This window comes from Rhizobium mongolense subsp. loessense (assembly GCF_900099775.1).
GTDB lineage: Bacteria > Pseudomonadota > Alphaproteobacteria > Rhizobiales > Rhizobiaceae > Rhizobium > Rhizobium loessense.
Genome location: NZ_FMTM01000010.1, coordinates 12,618 through 28,373 on the forward strand (window position 1 = coordinate 12,618; position 15,756 = coordinate 28,373).

A 15,756-nucleotide genomic window follows, 5' to 3' on the forward strand; every position below is an offset into this window, starting at 1 on the left:
GATTGGACCCGGCCGTAAATCCGGCCGGGTCCAGTTCCGACCGGTCAGAGACGGCTGATTGTGTTTTCTTCGCCGACGATGGCGACAATGGCGGCCTTGTACTGGGCCATCGCGTCTTCAGGCGACATTTCGCCGGAGACGACGCTTTCCGTCATGCGCTGGATTTCCGTGGATACCTTATTGTAATTGGCGTCGTTGGGACGCGCCGTCGTGATCGGCAGCAGCGTTTTTGCCGTTTCCGTCAGGAAGGGCGAGTTCGGGATTGCGACGTCGTCACGGATCCGGATCGCCGGCTGGATCTCCTGGAACGCTGTCAACTGCTCCTGACTATTCATGAAGGAGAGCAGTTCCCAGGACTCCTTGGGCGCATCCGTATGCGGGTTGATGACGAAGCCCGTTCCACCGGAGATGGTGACGAAATCCTGGCCGCGCAGGCCCTTGCCCGGCTGTGCGGCCGGCATCTTCTTCCAGGTCATGACCTTGTCGCGGTCGGCGACGGCAAATTCGGCGCCCGGTGCCGTCACCGAGCGGTAGAACCAGTCTCCTTCGACGAGCATCGCCGTCTTGCCGTCGCGGAAATTTGCAAAAGTACGGTTGCGGCCGTCTGCCAAGAGCTGGGCGCGTTGATCGCCAAGTTTGTCGTCGACATAGATGGTCTTGTAGAGCCTCAGCGTATCGAGAATGCCTTGGCTGGCGACGATGTATTTTCCATCTTCGTCGGTAACCTGCTCGCCGGTGCCAAGAAGCGCCATCCAATAACCTTGCATGGTCGTTGCTTCGCCCATGGAAACGCCGGCATTCAGCTGCAGTGGAAAGGAATCTGGATCGGCAGCCTTGACCTTGCGCGCAGCGTCAAGCAGTTCGTCCCAGGATTTCGGCTGCCAGCTATCTGCATCAAGACCGGCCTTCTGGAAGAGATCCCTACGCACAAAAATCATGCGTGCATCGGTGCCGAGTGCAATTCCGTAGGGCTTGCCCTGGTAGCTCATCAGAGCCTTGGTGCCATCGGCGATATGGCTCCAGCCATCCCAACTGGCTACGTCCGGACCTGCTATTTCTTCAAGCGGCTTTAAAAGCCCGCCCTGAACGAAGCTCGGAATGAGGAAGCCGTCGAAAGCTGAGACGTCGGGACCCGCGCCGGTCGAAAAGTCGAGCGCCAGTTGCTGCGTCAACTGTTCATCTTCGCCGCCGAATTGGGTCAGCTTGACAGTGACGTCCTTGCCTTGCGCCTTCATCTTTTCGGTGAAGGCCGGGATGATTTTCTTTTGGATCCATTCGGCCGTACCGCTGTTCACGCCGCCGACGACGCAGCGGCAGGTGATGTCGAGATCGGTGGCTATGGCAGAGCCCGACAGGGCAACGGCCGCCGAAACGCCAAGCAATAAAGACTGTATGCCCTTGCGCATTGCAATTCCTCCCTAGAATTTGGCCCGGTTGTCAACCAGGCGCTTTTTGGGTTCGGTGCATCGGAACGGACCGGATCCTCCTCCGAGCCACGCCCACCTCGTCCGGTCATCAGAATGAACACGCTTTCATTTTTGTCAACACTGCGGGTTACTCGCGCTGGAATATTCGATGGATCAAAGTAGAACAAGGCAGCAGAGCTGCGCATTCCCGCGAAAACTGCATCATCATGCTTGACGATTTGCCGCTCTGAAGTGCACGATGAATGAACACGTTTTCAATTCCAGCCCCAGATGTCCTTTCATGAGTGAACGCAGCGACAGAAAAATGGCACGTGCGACGGCTGATCTGGTAGCGCGCGAAGCCAATGTTTCGCGGGTTGCCGTTTCGCGCGCGTTCAACCCAAATGCATCTTTGAAGCCCGAAAAGCGCGACCGCATTCTGCAGATTGCTCGGGAGTTGAACTATACGCCGGATATGGCGGCCCGCTCGCTCGTCACGAGACGATCGCATCTTGTCGGCATGATTGTGCCCGACGTGTGCAGCCCCTGGGAAAGCCAGGAAATCGATGCATTGACGACGGCCTTGCAAGCGGAGGGTTTTGCCACTTTGCTGTTCAAGGCGAAGGCCGACTTGAGCATGGACCAGACCTTGCTCACCTATATGCGCGGTTTCAATCCGGATTCGGTCATTGCCTTTACGGAGAATGTGGAGCCGGACGTGCTTTCGGGATTTCTCGATCGCGCAGTGCCGATCTACATCATCTATGATGATGCACAAGAGTTTGGCGGAAAGCCGTCCGCTAGCCTCTACGACCGGTTGGTCGTGCGGCAGAAAGAGGGCATCGAGCAGGCCGTTGCGTTGCTGCAGGGCTATGGCGCCCGCCGCGTTGCCTATCTTGGCGGAAAGCCGCAATCGCTCGCCAATACCGAGCGTGAACGCATCATCACGCAGGTTCTTGCTGGGCGGGGCATGGCGCCGCCGATCGTCGTGCCTGGCGACTACACCTACGATACCGCCTATCGCGCGACGGTTGGCCTCTTCCGTGTCGGCGATGGAGCCGATGCCATCTTTGCCTCCAACGACGTCGGCGCGTTCGGCGCAATCGATGCGTTGCGTCACGAGCTTTCCTTGTCGGTGCCGGGCGACGTCAAGGTCGTCGGCTTCGACGACATCCCACAGGCGCATTGGAAGAGCTACAATCTCACGACCGTCCGGATCGATCTGACAGATCGGGTCCGGGCGCTCGTCCGGCTGATCCTCAGGCGGCTCAAGACGCCTAACGCGGGACCCTTGATCGAGACACTGAGCACCCGCCTCGTCGTGCGCAGCACGGTGGGCTGAATGGAACGTTCATGACACAAAAGCGTGTGCATCTGGTCTTCAAGACCCATCTCGACATCGGTTTCACCGACCATGCGGAAAAGGTCCGCCGCCAGTATCACGAGCGCTTCATTCCGGAGGCGATCGAGACGGGCGAGCATTTTTACGCGGAAGATCCAGCTGATCCGAAGTTCATCTGGACCACCGGTGCCTGGTTGATTTGGGACCATCTGAATTCGTGCCGGCCGCAAGAGGTGGCGAAACTGGAGCGGGCAATCGAACGCGGTCTCATCCGTTGGCACGGCCTGCCATTCACCACGCATACGGAGTTGATGTCGCCCGACCTTTTCCGGGCCGGTCTTTCCTACTCGCAGGAATTGGATCGGCGTTTCGGCAAGAAGACGATTGCAGCGAAGATGACGGACGTGCCGGGACACACGCTCGGCATGGTGCCGCTGCTTGCCGTAGCCGGCATTCGTTTCCTGCATCTCGGCGTCAATACTGCTTCGCCGCCGCCGCAAGTGCCTGATATCTTTCGCTGGCGCGCGCCCGGCGGCGAAGAGATCGTTGTGATGTATCAGCGTTCCTATGGCGAAACATACTTCCCGGACGGTGTTTGCGAAGGTTTGGGCTTTGCGCACACCAGCGATAATATCGGCCCGCAAAGCGTGGCGCAGACAGTCGACGTCTACCGGCAGATGCACCAGCGTGATCCCGATGCGATCATCCGTGCAGCGACGCTTGAAGACTACGGGACGCTTCTTTGGGAAGAACGCGAACGCTTTCCCCGCATGGAGCTCGAGCTCGGTGACAGCTGGATTCACGGCATTGCCAGCGATCCGCAGAAAACCGCGCAGTTTCTCGCGTTGCAGCGGCTCTATGACCGCTTTGCAGTTGAGGGCCTGAATTCCGCCCGACTCGCATTCGGCCGCAAGCTTACTATGGTTGCGGAACATACCTGTGGCGTCGACATCAAATCCTATCTCCGCGACGACCAGGCCTGGTCCCGCGAGGATTTCGAAACAGCCCGGGCGCGCGACTACCGGTTTGCCTATGCCGAAGCCTCCTGGAATGAGCAGCGCTCCTATCTTGATGAAGCCGTGCGGCAGCTGGATGGTGCCGATGCCAAGGCCGCAAAGGCCGCTCTAGCCGAGCTTTCCGCGCCCGTCATGATCTCGGGGGGCGAGCGCCAGCAGCGCCTTTCGGCCGGCGGTTGGGCCATTGATCTTGATCCTGTAACCGGCGACATTTCCGCTCTTACGGCGCCTTCCGGCAAGAAGATTGCCGGTCGCGGCGGATCGCTGATTGCCTATCGCTACGAGAGCTATGACGCCAGCGATGTCGGCCGGCATATGGATACATATCTTACGCATCGTCAGGAATGGGCGATCCTCGATCACGACAAGCCGGGGCTTGCCAGGTCCGGTGCTGCGCTGTCGAGAACCTACATGCCTGCCTTGAAGGGCGCTGGTCGAGCAGGGGTGCTGCTTGCGATGCCCGATGAAGCGGTCTGCCGATACGGCGCGCCGGAGCATGTTGCGCTGCAATTTTTGCCACACGGCGATGTCCTTGAGTTTCGGCTGACGATGCATTCAAAAGCGGCGAACCGCATGCCGGAGGCAAGCTTCCTTTCCTTCACGCCCGAGGCAAAGTCCGAATGGAGCTTGCTCAAGATGGGGCTCTGGCACAAAAGCGGCGATATTGCTCGAGGCGGCGGCGCTCAACTCCAGGCTGTTAGCGGGGTTCGTGGCGATATAGATGGGACTGTGCTGTCCATCGAACCATTCGACACGCCGCTCGTCGCACCGCAAAACTGGGATTTTATGACGTTCTGCAAAGCGTTGCCTGACTTTGCCGACGGCGTGCGCTTCAACCTGCACAACAATAAATGGGGTACGAACTTTCCCATGTGGTGGGAAGGCGACTTTTCGGCGCGCTACCGCGTCAGTGTCACCTAAGAAGCCAGCCTCCTGGTTGCGTACATTTGCCGCTTTCACGCGGTCCTCTCTAGCCGCTTTTTGATCGAGCGATTTTCCGTTTGCCCGAGGTCGGATACTAATATACTACTTCCGCCGAAGCCTGCGGGAGGGCAATCGGTGCAAGTCAGTCGATATTTCAAACTGCGATTTGACAATACGCGTGGCCAATGAGCGAAGCGCGCAAGAGGCGCTCCTTGGCGGGCGTAACTCAACTTTCCCACCAGCGTGCCACAGCTCCTCGCGCCGCAACCCTGGTCTATGATGTTTTGCGCGACGACATCCTCTCGCTTCGGCGCAAGCCCATGGACTTGTTGAGCGAGAAGGAGTTGGAGGCGCACTTCGGTGTCAGCCGAACGCCGATCCGCGAGGCGATCTTACGTCTTTCCGACGATGGCCTCGTCGATATCTTTCCCCAATCCGGCACGTTCGTCTCGCGCATTCCGCGCCGCGCGCTCTATGAAGCCATCCTGGTGCGCAAAGCCCTCGAGATAACCACCGTCGGCCATGCCGTCGACAAGATGACGCCAGCCGGCATCCGTCTGCTCGATCGCAATCTCGACGATCTTGGCGCCTGCCTTCGCAATGGCGACGTGACGGCATTCCACCGGCTTGATATCGACTTCCACAAACTGATCAGCGATATCGCCGGCTTTTCCGGCATCTGGGCAATCATCGAACAGGTCAAGGGGCACAGCGACCGTTACCGCCTCCTGACGTTGCCGCAGGATGGCCGTCTCGCCCGCGTCATCGAGGAGCATTCGACCGTCATCGGTTGTATGCGCAAGGGCGACAAGAAGGGTGCCGTCGAGGCCATGGACCTCCATCTCGGCAGGCTTCTGCACGAAGTCGAAAGGGCCGAAATCTGGGACCCGAACTACTTTATCGAGGATGCGAAGAAACCTGTGGTATACACTGAAAATAAAGGACATTTTCAATGAAAGTCGACGTAAGACACGCTTCCCATCCCGAGGCCGTCCGCGCCTACGACACCGACACACTGCGACGCCACTTTCTTGTCGACACCGTCTTCGAAGGTGGCGAAATCAGGCTTACCTATTCGCATTACGACCGCATGGCGGTCGGTGGCGCAATGCCGCTCGGCGCCGCACTCACGTTGACGGCGCCAAAGGCAATCGGCCAGGAAACCTTCCTTGCCGAACGCGAGCTCGGTGCGCTGAACATCGGGGGAGCAGGCCGCGTCCGGATCGACGGCAAGGCGTACGATGTCGCGAAATACGATTGCCTATATATAGGCAAGGGCGCGGTGGACATCCGATTCGAAAGTGCTGATGCCGGTAACCCCGCCAAGTTCTACCTCGTTTCGACGCCGGCACATCAACCGCATCCTACGGTGCTGTTGACGCGCGAACAGGCTCGGCATCTAACGTTTGGCGAAACGGCAACTGCCAACAAGCGATCAATCTTCCAGTTCATCCATCCCGAGGTGTGCCAGTCCTGCCAGCTCACCATGGGCCTGACGATGCTGGAGCCGGGCAGCATCTGGAACACCATGCCGAGCCACGTCCATGATCGGCGCATGGAAGCTTACCTATACTTCGATCTCGATGCCGATCAGCGCATCTTCCATTTCATGGGCGAACCGCAGGAGACCCGGCACATGCTGGTCGCAAACGAGCAGGCGATCATCTCGCCCCCGTGGTCGATCCATTCGGGTGCTGGCACCAAGAATTACAGCTTCATCTGGGCGATGGCCGGTGACAACAAGAGCTTCACCGACATGGATCAGATACCGATCGCAGATCTAAGGTAAGTCCAATGGCAAACCCATTTGATCTTTCCGGCCGCGTGGCCATTGTCACCGGCGCCAATACTGGCATAGGGCAGGGCATTGCGATGGCGCTTGCGCAAGCAGGTGCCTCGATTGCCGCCGTCGGCCGCTCGTCCATGGATGAAACCGAGGCGATGGTCACGGAGGCTGGCGCGCGCTTCCATGCCATCAAGGCCGATCTTGGCACGATCGCGCCGGTAAAGCGTATCGTCGCCGAAACGCTCTCGGCCTTCGGTGCACTCGACATCCTCGTCAACAATGCCGGTATCATTCGCCGCGCCGATGCGATCGACTTCACCGAGGAAGACTGGGACGCCGTCATCGACACCAATCTCAAAACGGCCTTCTTCCTCTCTCAGGCCGCCGGCCGCCACATGATCGAAAAGGGCAGGGGCAAGATTATCAACATCGCCTCGCTGCTGTCGTTCCAAGGCGGCATCCGGATTCCGTCCTATACGGCCTCGAAGAGCGGCCTTGCCGGTGTCACGAGGCTGCTTGCCTGCGAATGGGCAGGCAAAGGCGTCAATGTCAACGCCATCGCACCCGGCTACTTTGTCACCAACAACACGACGGCGCTCCGCGAAGATCCCGACCGCAGTACCGCCATTCTGGCACGCATCCCGGCAGGACGGTGGGGAGTGCCCGCCGAACTCGGCGGTGCGGCGGTGTTTCTCGCTTCATCGGCGTCCGACTACGTCCACGGCACCGTGCTGCCGGTCGACGGCGGGTGGCTGGCACGCTGACTGCAAGGCAGCGTGACGTGAGCCGCTCGTCTTGACACCGGCGACACCCGACCTTAACCTTTGAACATTCACCAGGGGGGTCCCGACAAGGGGCTGAGATACTGCTGTCGCGCGCAGTGACCCGTTGAACCTGATCCAGTTCATACTGGCGTAGGGACGGTGCGAGCGCTCGAAAGGCCTGGAATTCACGTGTGGAATCCAGGCCGGCGTCTTTCCATCATTCCGGCTGAGGACTGGGTCTCCAATCACAACTTGGAGCCTCAAACCATGAATATTGCCGCAAAGACCATTACCCCGACCGTCACCACCGGCCCGTTGCCGGCATCCCGCAAAGTCTATGTTGCGGGAGATATCCATCCCGGCATTCGCGTGCCTATGCGCGAGATCAGCGTTCATCCGACCGCAGGCGAGCCGCCCGTCGCCGTCTATGATTCGTCTGGTCCCTATACGGTCGAGGGGGCCGATATTCGCATCGAAGAGGGCTTGCCTCAGCTTCGGCGCGACTGGGTGCTGGCCCGCGGCGACGTCGAGGCCTATCAGGGTCGGCGCGTGCGCCCGGAAGATAATGGTTTTGCCAGCGGTGAGCGCTTGACGCCCGAATTTCCCGGCCAGCGCCAGCCGTTGCGGGCCAAGAACGGCAAGGCCGTCACCCAGCTTGCCTATGCGCGTGCCGGCATCATCACGCCGGAAATGGAATTCATCGCCATCCGCGAAAATCTCGGCCGAAAGGCACAAGGCGAGGCCATAATGCGCGACGGCGAAAGCTTCGGTGCCCATATCCCCGACTATGTCACACCTGAATTCGTCCGGCAGGAAGTGGCCGCGGGCCGCGCGATCATTCCCGCCAACATCAATCATCCCGAGGCCGAACCGATGATCATCGGCCGCAACTTCCTGGTCAAGATCAACGCCAATATCGGCAATTCCGCCGTCACCTCGTCGATGGCCGAAGAGGTCGAAAAGATGGTTTGGGCAGCGCGCTGGGGTGCCGATACGGTCATGGACCTTTCGACCGGCCGCAACATCCACAATATCCGCGAATGGATCATCCGCAATTCGCCATTGCCGATCGGCACCGTGCCGCTCTACCAGGCGCTGGAGAAGGTCGAAGGCATTGCCGAGAACCTGACATGGGAGGTCTATCGTGACACGCTGATCGAACAGGCCGAACAGGGTGTCGACTATTTCACGATTCATGCCGGCGTGCGGCTCCACTATATCCCGCTGACCGTCAACCGGGTGACCGGAATCGTCTCGCGCGGCGGCTCCATCATGGCGAAGTGGTGTCTGCATCACCACCGCGAGAGCTTTCTTTACGAGCATTTCGAAGAGATCTGCGATATCTGCCGCGCCTATGACGTCTCCTTCTCGCTCGGCGACGGTCTGCGGCCGGGCTCGATTGCCGATGCCAATGACGCAGCGCAGTTCGCCGAGCTCGAAACCCTTGGCGAACTGACGAAGATTGCCTGGGCGAAGGATTGCCAGGTGATGATCGAAGGGCCAGGCCATGTTCCGATGCACAAGATCAAGGAAAACATGGACAAGCAGCTTGCCGTGTGCGGCGAGGCGCCTTTTTACACGCTCGGGCCCCTGACGACGGATATCGCACCCGGCTACGACCATATCACCTCAGGCATAGGGGCTGCGATGATCGGTTGGTTCGGGACGGCCATGCTTTGCTATGTCACGCCAAAGGAGCATCTGGGGTTGCCCGATCGGAATGATGTCAAGACCGGGGTCATCACCTACAAAATCGCAGCACATGCCGCCGACCTCGCCAAGGGACATCCGGCCGCGCGTCTTCGCGACGACGCACTGTCGCGCGCCCGCTTCGAGTTCCGCTGGGAGGATCAGTTCAATCTCTCGCTGGATCCGGAAACGGCCCGCAGCTTCCATGACGAAACGCTGCCGAAAGAGGCGCACAAGGTCGCGCATTTCTGCTCGATGTGCGGCCCGAAATTCTGCTCCATGCGAATTTCGCACGACATCCGCGCCGAGGCGCAGAAGGAGGGCTTGGATGCGATGGCGGCAAAATTCCGCGAGGGTGGCGATCTCTACGTTCCCCTCGAAGCGCTTCAGCATACGGGCGACTGAGATGCGCGTGCTTGTCAAAGGGGCCGGCGTTGCCGGCCTCGCGGTTGCCCATGCGCTTCACGCCCGCGGTGCAGATGTGACGGTCGCGGATCCGAACGAGGGTTTCAGGGGTGCCGCATCCTGGTTTGCCGGCGGGATGCTGGCGCCCTGGTGCGAGCGGGAAAGTGCTGGCGAGGCTGTGCTTTCACAGGGCCTCGATGCCGCCGACCGGTGGGAGATGATGGTGCCGGGAGAAGTGCGACGCAATGGCACGCTGGTGGTGGCGCCGGCCCGCGATCTTGGTGAACTGCAACGCTTCGCGAGCCGCACGACCGGTTGTGAATGGCTCGATGGGAAGGCCATTGCTGGGCTTGAACCCGCCCTTGCCGGGCGCTTCCGGCAAGGTGTGTTCTTTCCTCGCGAAGCCCATCTTGATCCTCGCCGGACGCTCGCAAGGCTGCGATTGAGGCTTGCAACGCAGGGCGTGTCGTTCATTCAAGATGCCGACGAGGCGAGCTTCGACGACTGTGTCGACTGCACGGGTGCGGCGCAGATTGGCAAGGCCGGCGGGCTGCGCGGCGTTCGCGGCGAGATGCTCTATCTCAAGACCTGGGAGGTGGACCTTGCCCGCCCGGTTCGCTTGCTGCATCCGCGCATCCCGCTCTACATCGTCCCCCGCGGCGACGGGCTTTTCATGGTCGGTGCCACGATGATCGAAACCGATTTCGACGGGCCGATTTCGGCACGCTCGTTGATGGAACTGCTGAACGCCGCCTACGCACTTCATCCGGCCTTTGCGGACGCAACCGTCGTCGAGACCGGGGCCGGAATCCGCCCCGCCTTCGCCGACAACTTTCCCCGCGCCGTCCGCGACGCAAACACAGTATTTGTCAACGGCTTGTATCGTCACGGTTTTTTGCTGGCACCGGCAATAGCGGCCGAAGCTACGGAGCTTGTATTCGGCAAACTCCAACACGTAAGCCAACGGGAAGGAATGTTTTCATGAGACTGATCATCAATGGCGAAGCTCAGAATATCTGTGCCAATACGCTTTCCGAGCTGCTGAGCTTGATGGACTACGAAGGCGAGTGGCTCGCGACCGCCGTCAACGGCGAGCTCGTCCACCGGGAGGATCGGGCTGACCATGCGCTTGACGAGAATGACCGGATAGAAATCCTGACCCCGATGCAGGGAGGTTGAACCATGCTCACCCTTTATGGAGCCGAAATTGCCTCGCGCCTTCTTCTCGGAACGGCCCGCTATCCCTCACCGGCAATCTTGACCGAAGCCGTCCAGCGATCTCAGACTGCAATCGTCACCGTTTCCTTGCGCCGTGAAACCGCCGGCGGCCGCAACGGTGGTGCATTCTTCGACATGATCCGGTCGCTCGGCGTACGTGTGCTGCCCAATACGGCCGGCTGCCATGGCGTCTCCGAAGCGGTGCTGACGGCGAAGATGGCGCGCGAGGTGTTTCAGACCAGCTGGATCAAGCTTGAGGTGATCGGCAATCACGATACGCTGCAGCCCGATGTCTTTGGGCTGGTCGAAGCCGCGCGTATCCTCTCGGGTGAGGGCTTCGAAGTCTTCCCCTACACGACCGATGATCTTGTCGTGGCGGAACGCTTGCTGGAGGCGGGGTGCAAGGTTTTGATGCCCTGGTGCGCGCCGATCGGCAGTGCCGCCGGGCCGCTCAATCTCTCTGCCCTTCGGGCGATACGCGGGCATTTTCCCGAAGTGCCGCTGATCGTCGACGCCGGCATCGGCAGGCCCTCGCATGCAGCAACCGTCATGGAACTCGGCTTCGATGCGGTTCTTCTCAACACCGCTGTGGCGGGCGCCGGCGATCCCGTCTCCATGGCCGAGGCTTTCGCCAGGGCGATTGAGGCCGGCCATCAGGCATTCGGTGCCGGTATGCTGGAGCCGCGCGAGATGGCCGTGCCCTCGACACCGGTGATCGGTAGGGCGGTCTTTGCATGAGGCTCGATCCCTTCTATCTGATTGTCGACAGTGCACAGTGGATCGCCCGCTTGGTCCCGCTCGGCGTCAAGCTGGTTCAACTCCGCATCAAGGACCGGACGGAGGCGGAAATCCGTGCTGATATCCGCAACGCAAAGACGATCTGCTCCGCAAATGGATGCCAGCTGATCATCAACGACTACTGGCAACTGGCGATCGAGGAGAGATGCGATTTCCTCCATCTGGGACAGGAGGATCTGGCCGGAGCGGATCTTCCCGCGATCCGTCGGGCCGGTTTGAAGCTCGGGCTCTCGACCCATGACGGTGCCGAGCTGGAGACAGCGCTCGCCGCAAAGCCGGACTATGTCGCGCTTGGTCCAATCTATGCGACGATCCTGAAGCAGATGAAATGGGCGCCGCAAGGGCTGGAACGGCTCAGCGAATGGAAAACACGCATCGCCGGCCTGCCGCTTGTCGCCATCGGCGGGCTGAATGTCGATCGCATCGACGGCGTCTTTGCCCATGGCGCAGACAGCGCGGCCGTTGTGACCGACATCACGCTGAACAGCGATCCAGAGGCAAGAACCAGACAGTGGCTTAAGGCCACCGCCAGATGGAGAATCTCATAGATGTCATGATCGGGACGACTTTACCAAAAGCCGCGAGAAACTCACATGACGTCTGCCCGAGCGAAAACCACTCTTGCCGTGCTCATAGGACGCGCGGAAATGGAAGATGCAAGAACTGGGCTGTGACATCGGCGCGCTAATCCGACCATCGCAATCTACGGACCGTCTGCAACTGCGCGTCAGATGTGCAATGCATGGCCAAGTGCCTTAAGGGCTGCTTCCTGGATGGCTTCGCTGCGCGTCGGATGGGCATGGATCGTACCGGAGATATCCTCCAGGCGCTCGCCCATCTCCATGGCATGTGCGAAGGTGGCCGAAAGCTCCGAAACCCCGGCGCCGACGGCCTGAAGGCCGAGGACAAGATTGGTGTCGGCGCGTGCCACGACGCGCACGAAGCCTTCGTCCGAATGCGTCGTCATGGCGCGGCCGTTGGCGCTGAAGGGAAACTGGCCGACGCGGATCTCATAGCCCTGAGCACGGGCCTCGCCGGGGGAAAGACCCGCCGTCACGATCTCGGGGTCCGTGAAGCAAACCGCCGGAATGCAGCGCTTGTCCCAGGCACGCTTCCGGCCGGCCACAATCTCGGCCACCATTTCGCCCTGCGCCATGGCGCGGTGGGCAAGCATCGGCTCGCCGGTGACGTCGCCGATCGCATATATGCCGCGCATCGACGTGCGGCAGCGCTCGTCGATGCGCAGGTAAGGCCCCGAACGATCTAGATCGAGCTCTTCCAGCCCCGATCCTGCGGTTTTCGGTTTGCGTCCGACGGTGACCAGGATGCGGTCGGCCGGCAGCTGCTGTTCCTGACTGTCCGCCGTCTCGACAAAGAGTGCATTTCCGTCGCCAGAGAGACCCTTGGCTTTTGCACCGGTCAGCACGTGAATGCCGAGTTCTCCGAGCTTGCGCAACACAGGGCGCACGAGATCGGCATCATATTGCGGCAGGATCTGCGGCATCGCTTCGACAACGGTTACCTCGGAGCCCATCTTGGCAAAGGCGGTGCCGAGCTCGAGGCCGATATAGCCGCCGCCGACAACCACAAGCCTCTCCGGCAGATCCTTAAGCGACAGGGCCTCGGTTGAGGATATGACGCGGCCACCGAAGGGAAGACCTGCAAGCTCGACCGGCTCCGAGCCGGTGGCGATGACCACGGTGTCGGCGCGAATGATCTGCGCGCCGGTTTCCGTCTCCACCTCGACGGTCTTGCCGTCGCGAAAAGCCGCGCGTCCGTGGACGATCTTGACATTCGCCTTATGAAGCAGCGTTGAGACACCGCTGGTGAGCCTGCCAACGATACCATCCTTCCAACCGATGGTTTTCGCCAGGTCGATGGCAGCGTCCCCCACACGGATGCCGATCGGGCTCCTTCCGGCAGCCATACGGCGGACTGCGGCGAACTCTTCTGCCGCATGAATAAGCGCCTTGGACGGAATGCAGCCGACATTGAGGCAGGTTCCGCCCGGTTTGCTTTCCTCCACGATGACGGTGTCGATGCCGAGCTGGCCCGCCCGGATCGCGCAGACATAGCCTCCAGGACCGGCGCCGATGACGAGGAGCTTGCAGACGATCTCTTTCATAAAACTCAGCTTTCGATGAAAATGAGTGCCGGAGTTTCGAGAAGAACCCGGACGCGCTGGACGAAGGTGGCAGCATCCCATCCGTCTACGATGCGATGGTCGAAGCTTGAGGAGAGGTTCATCATCTTGCGCGGCACGAACTGCGTGCCGTCCCAGACCGGACGGACGGCGATCTTGTTGACGCCGATGATGGCGACTTCGGGATGATTGATCACAGGCGTCGAGACGATGCCGCCGAGCGCGCCGAGCGAACTGATGGTGATCGTCGAGCCGCCGAGCTCATCACGCGTCGCTGAACCCGTGCGCGCCGCCTCCGCAAGCCGGTTCATCTCGCTGGCGCAATCAAAGATGCCGCGCGCCTCTGCATGTCGCACGACAGGTACCACCAACCCGGCGGGCGTTTGCGCGGCAATGCCGATGTGGACGGCCGCATGACGGGTGAGTACGCCTGTGTGATCGTCGAAGGTGGCGTTGAGGTTTGGCTGTCCGGCAACCGCCTTGACGATCGCCCGCATCAGGAACGGCAGGACGGTAAGCTTCGGCTGTTCCGGCCTGCGGTCGTGGTTCATGGTGGCTCTCAGTTCCTCCAGAGCCGTCATGTCGATCTCCTCGACATAGGTGATGTGGGGAATGCGGGAGGCCGACAGCGACATCTTCTCGGCAATGCGCCGGCGAAGGCCGGTAAGCTTGATCTCTTCCGTGGCAGTCTTTCTTCCTGGAACCGCTTGCGCCGGGAATGAGGCCGCGCCGTGCGCGAGAAACTGGTCGATATCCTCGCGCAGGATACGGCCGGCAGGACCGCTTCCCGTCACCTGCCTGAGATCGACGCCGTTTTCCCGGGCAAGGAGCCGGACGGCAGGGGAGGCGAGCGGCTTTTCGGCGGGCATCGCAGCAACTGCACGAGGCGCAATACCGGCTTTTGGTACCGTTGCCTTTGTGAGGTCTAATGCAGGCAACGGTGGCTCAGGAGCTTTCGCGGGTGGTACAGCCGCAGGGATTTCGGTCTTACTCTCGCCGCCTTCACCGGCCGTTTCGATGCGCACCAGCGGCGCCTTTACGGCGATCCGGTCGCCGATCTCTGCACCGAGCCAGACGACGGTGCCGGTAACGGGAGAAGGGATTTCGACCGTCGCCTTATCCGTCATGACGGCGGCGATCACCATGTCCTCGCGCACGGGGTCACCGGCCTTCACGTGCCATTCGACAAGCTCAGCCTCGGCCACGCCTTCGCCGACATCGGGCATCTTGATCGTGAACTCGCCCATGGCTTACGTCTCCATGACTTCTGCAAGTGCCCGCCCGACACGCGCAGGCCCGGGGAAATAGTCCCATTCCTGTGCGTGCGGATAGGGCGTATCCCAACCGGCGACACGCATGACCGGCGCTTCCAGATGGTAGAAACAATGCTCCTGCACGAGCGACACCACTTCGGCGCCAAAGCCGGACGTAAGCGTTGCCTCATGGACGACGACGCAGCGGCCGGTCTTCGTGACCGACTGTACGATGGTATCGAGATCGAGGGGCAGGAGGCTCCGCAAGTCGATGACTTCGGCATCGATGCCGGCATCTTCCGCAGCTGCAAGCGCCACATGCACCATGGTACCATAGGCGATGACGGTCACGGCTGATCCCAACCGCCTGATCTCGGCCTTGCCGATCGGGACGGTATAATGTCCGTCAGGTACTTCGCCGAGGTCATGCTTCGACCAGGGAGTGACAGGGCGCTCATGATGACCGTCGAAGGGACCGTTGTAGAGCCGCTTCGGCTCCAGGAACATCACCGGGTCCGGATCCTCAATGGAAGAGATGAGTAAGCCCTTGGCATCAAAAGGATTGGAAGGCACGACAACCTTCAGGCCGCAGACATGGGTAAAGAGCGCCTCCGGGCTCTGGCTGTGCGTCTGACCGCCGAAGATACCGCCGCCGGTTGGCATACGCAGCACGATCGGGCAGGTGAAATCGCCGTTCGAGCGGTAACGGATGCGGGCGGCCTCCTGAGTGATCTGGTCGTAGGCAGGATACATGTAATCGGCAAATTGGATTTCGACGCACGGCTTTAGCCCGTAGGCCGCCATGCCGATCGCCGTTCCGACGATGCCGGATTCACTGATCGGCGTATCGAAACAGCGGGTCTTGCCGTATTTTGCCTGAAGCCCTTGCGTACAGCGGAAAACACCGCCGAAGTAACCGACGTCCTCGCCGAACACCACGACGCTGTCGTCGCGGGCCATTGATACGTCCATGGCACTGCGCACGGCCTCAATCATCGTCATTCTGACCATC

14 protein-coding genes and 1 riboswitch are annotated in these 15,756 nt (G+C 60.6%); of the genes, 10 read left to right on the top strand and 4 right to left on the bottom strand.

What is annotated here, in order from left to right; genetic code table 11:
- Window positions 1-44: 44 nt before the first annotated feature.
- Complete coding sequence (locus BLP23_RS25760; RefSeq protein ID WP_092587590.1) at window positions 45-1,406, bottom strand: extracellular solute-binding protein; 1,362 nt, start codon at window positions 1,404-1,406, stop codon at window positions 45-47.
- Window positions 1,407-1,707: 301 nt separating this feature from the next.
- Between BLP23_RS25760 and BLP23_RS25765 the strand changes: the two genes are divergently transcribed.
- The 10 genes from BLP23_RS25765 to BLP23_RS25810 all read left to right on the top strand — a co-directional run bounded on the left by BLP23_RS25765 (window position 1,708) and on the right by BLP23_RS25810 (window position 11,896).
- Window positions 1,708-2,748 carry a LacI family DNA-binding transcriptional regulator gene (locus tag BLP23_RS25765; protein WP_092587591.1) on the top strand — a complete coding sequence of 347 codons (1,041 nt, stop codon included), beginning with the start codon at window positions 1,708-1,710 and terminating at the stop codon, window positions 2,746-2,748.
- 11 nt (window positions 2,749-2,759) lie between these two features.
- Window positions 2,760-4,685 (top strand): DUF5054 domain-containing protein, encoded by a 1,926-nt coding sequence (locus BLP23_RS25770; protein ID WP_092587592.1) that lies wholly within the window; start codon window positions 2,760-2,762, stop codon window positions 4,683-4,685.
- Window positions 4,686-4,900: 215 nt separating this feature from the next.
- Complete coding sequence (locus BLP23_RS25775) at window positions 4,901-5,644, top strand: GntR family transcriptional regulator (RefSeq protein WP_233426817.1); 744 nt, start codon at window positions 4,901-4,903, stop codon at window positions 5,642-5,644.
- Window positions 5,641-6,477 carry a 5-dehydro-4-deoxy-D-glucuronate isomerase gene (gene kduI, locus BLP23_RS25780; RefSeq protein ID WP_092587594.1) on the top strand — a complete coding sequence of 279 codons (837 nt, stop codon included), beginning with the start codon at window positions 5,641-5,643 and terminating at the stop codon, window positions 6,475-6,477. Before BLP23_RS25775 ends, kduI begins: the two co-directional genes overlap by 4 nt.
- A 5-nt stretch (window positions 6,478-6,482) precedes the next feature.
- Window positions 6,483-7,238: a 2-dehydro-3-deoxy-D-gluconate 5-dehydrogenase KduD gene (kduD, locus tag BLP23_RS25785; RefSeq protein ID WP_022717600.1), complete on the top strand. Its 756-nt coding sequence runs from the start codon at window positions 6,483-6,485 to the stop codon at window positions 7,236-7,238.
- 63 nt (window positions 7,239-7,301) lie between these two features.
- Window positions 7,302-7,413: riboswitch (TPP riboswitch) on the top strand.
- Window positions 7,414-7,505: 92 nt separating this feature from the next.
- Window positions 7,506-9,332 (top strand): phosphomethylpyrimidine synthase ThiC, encoded by a 1,827-nt coding sequence (gene thiC / locus BLP23_RS25790; RefSeq protein WP_092587595.1) that lies wholly within the window; start codon window positions 7,506-7,508, stop codon window positions 9,330-9,332.
- A 1-nt stretch (window position 9,333) separates the two neighbouring features.
- On the top strand, window positions 9,334-10,317 hold the full coding sequence (gene thiO, locus BLP23_RS25795) for a glycine oxidase ThiO (protein ID WP_092587596.1): 984 nt from the start codon (window positions 9,334-9,336) through the stop codon (window positions 10,315-10,317).
- The gene (gene thiS / locus BLP23_RS25800; RefSeq protein ID WP_092587597.1) at window positions 10,314-10,511 is read left to right on the top strand and encodes a sulfur carrier protein ThiS; all 198 of its coding nucleotides are present in this window, start codon (window positions 10,314-10,316) and stop codon (window positions 10,509-10,511) included. Before thiO ends, thiS begins: the two co-directional genes overlap by 4 nt.
- 3 nt (window positions 10,512-10,514) lie before the next feature.
- Window positions 10,515-11,288 carry a thiazole synthase gene (locus tag BLP23_RS25805; RefSeq protein ID WP_092587598.1) on the top strand — a complete coding sequence of 258 codons (774 nt, stop codon included), beginning with the start codon at window positions 10,515-10,517 and terminating at the stop codon, window positions 11,286-11,288.
- Window positions 11,285-11,896, top strand: a complete 612-nt coding sequence (locus BLP23_RS25810; protein ID WP_092587599.1) for a thiamine phosphate synthase — start codon at window positions 11,285-11,287, stop codon at window positions 11,894-11,896. The genes BLP23_RS25805 and BLP23_RS25810 overlap by 4 nt, the downstream gene beginning before the upstream one ends.
- A 179-nt stretch (window positions 11,897-12,075) precedes the next feature.
- Here the strand turns inward: BLP23_RS25810 and lpdA are convergent, their stop codons facing one another.
- The 3 genes from lpdA to BLP23_RS25825 are packed head-to-tail and all read right to left on the bottom strand — an operon-like array spanning window position 12,076 to window position 15,755.
- On the bottom strand, window positions 12,076-13,473 hold the full coding sequence (lpdA, locus tag BLP23_RS25815) for a dihydrolipoyl dehydrogenase (protein WP_092587600.1): 1,398 nt from the start codon (window positions 13,471-13,473) through the stop codon (window positions 12,076-12,078).
- Window positions 13,474-13,478: 5 nt separating this feature from the next.
- Window positions 13,479-14,738 carry a dihydrolipoamide acetyltransferase family protein gene (locus tag BLP23_RS25820; RefSeq protein ID WP_092587601.1) on the bottom strand — a complete coding sequence of 420 codons (1,260 nt, stop codon included), beginning with the start codon at window positions 14,736-14,738 and terminating at the stop codon, window positions 13,479-13,481.
- Between the two features lie 3 nt (window positions 14,739-14,741).
- Entirely contained in the window at window positions 14,742-15,755 is a 1,014-nt protein-coding gene (locus BLP23_RS25825) for an alpha-ketoacid dehydrogenase subunit beta (protein WP_092587602.1), read from the bottom strand.
- Between the last annotated feature and the right edge of the window lies 1 nt (window position 15,756).

Bases quoted from the DNA above. Each gene is read 5' to 3' on its own strand.
- BLP23_RS25760 (WP_092587590.1), bottom strand. From the start codon at position 1,406: ATGCGCAAGGGCATACAGTCTTTATTGCTTGGCGTTTCGGCGGCCGTT.
- BLP23_RS25765 (WP_092587591.1), top strand. From the start codon at position 1,708: ATGAGTGAACGCAGCGACAGAAAAATGGCACGTGCGACGGCTGATCTG.
- BLP23_RS25770 (WP_092587592.1), top strand. From the start codon at position 2,760: ATGACACAAAAGCGTGTGCATCTGGTCTTCAAGACCCATCTCGACATC.
- kduI (WP_092587594.1), top strand. From the start codon at position 5,641: ATGAAAGTCGACGTAAGACACGCTTCCCATCCCGAGGCCGTCCGCGCC.
- kduD (WP_022717600.1), top strand. From the start codon at position 6,483: ATGGCAAACCCATTTGATCTTTCCGGCCGCGTGGCCATTGTCACCGGC.
- thiC (WP_092587595.1), top strand. From the start codon at position 7,506: ATGAATATTGCCGCAAAGACCATTACCCCGACCGTCACCACCGGCCCG.
- thiO (WP_092587596.1), top strand. From the start codon at position 9,334: ATGCGCGTGCTTGTCAAAGGGGCCGGCGTTGCCGGCCTCGCGGTTGCC.
- thiS (WP_092587597.1), top strand. From the start codon at position 10,314: ATGAGACTGATCATCAATGGCGAAGCTCAGAATATCTGTGCCAATACG.
- BLP23_RS25805 (WP_092587598.1), top strand. From the start codon at position 10,515: ATGCTCACCCTTTATGGAGCCGAAATTGCCTCGCGCCTTCTTCTCGGA.
- BLP23_RS25810 (WP_092587599.1), top strand. From the start codon at position 11,285: ATGAGGCTCGATCCCTTCTATCTGATTGTCGACAGTGCACAGTGGATC.
- lpdA (WP_092587600.1), bottom strand. From the start codon at position 13,473: ATGAAAGAGATCGTCTGCAAGCTCCTCGTCATCGGCGCCGGTCCTGGA.
- BLP23_RS25820 (WP_092587601.1), bottom strand. From the start codon at position 14,738: ATGGGCGAGTTCACGATCAAGATGCCCGATGTCGGCGAAGGCGTGGCC.
- BLP23_RS25825 (WP_092587602.1), bottom strand. From the start codon at position 15,755: ATGGTCAGAATGACGATGATTGAGGCCGTGCGCAGTGCCATGGACGTA.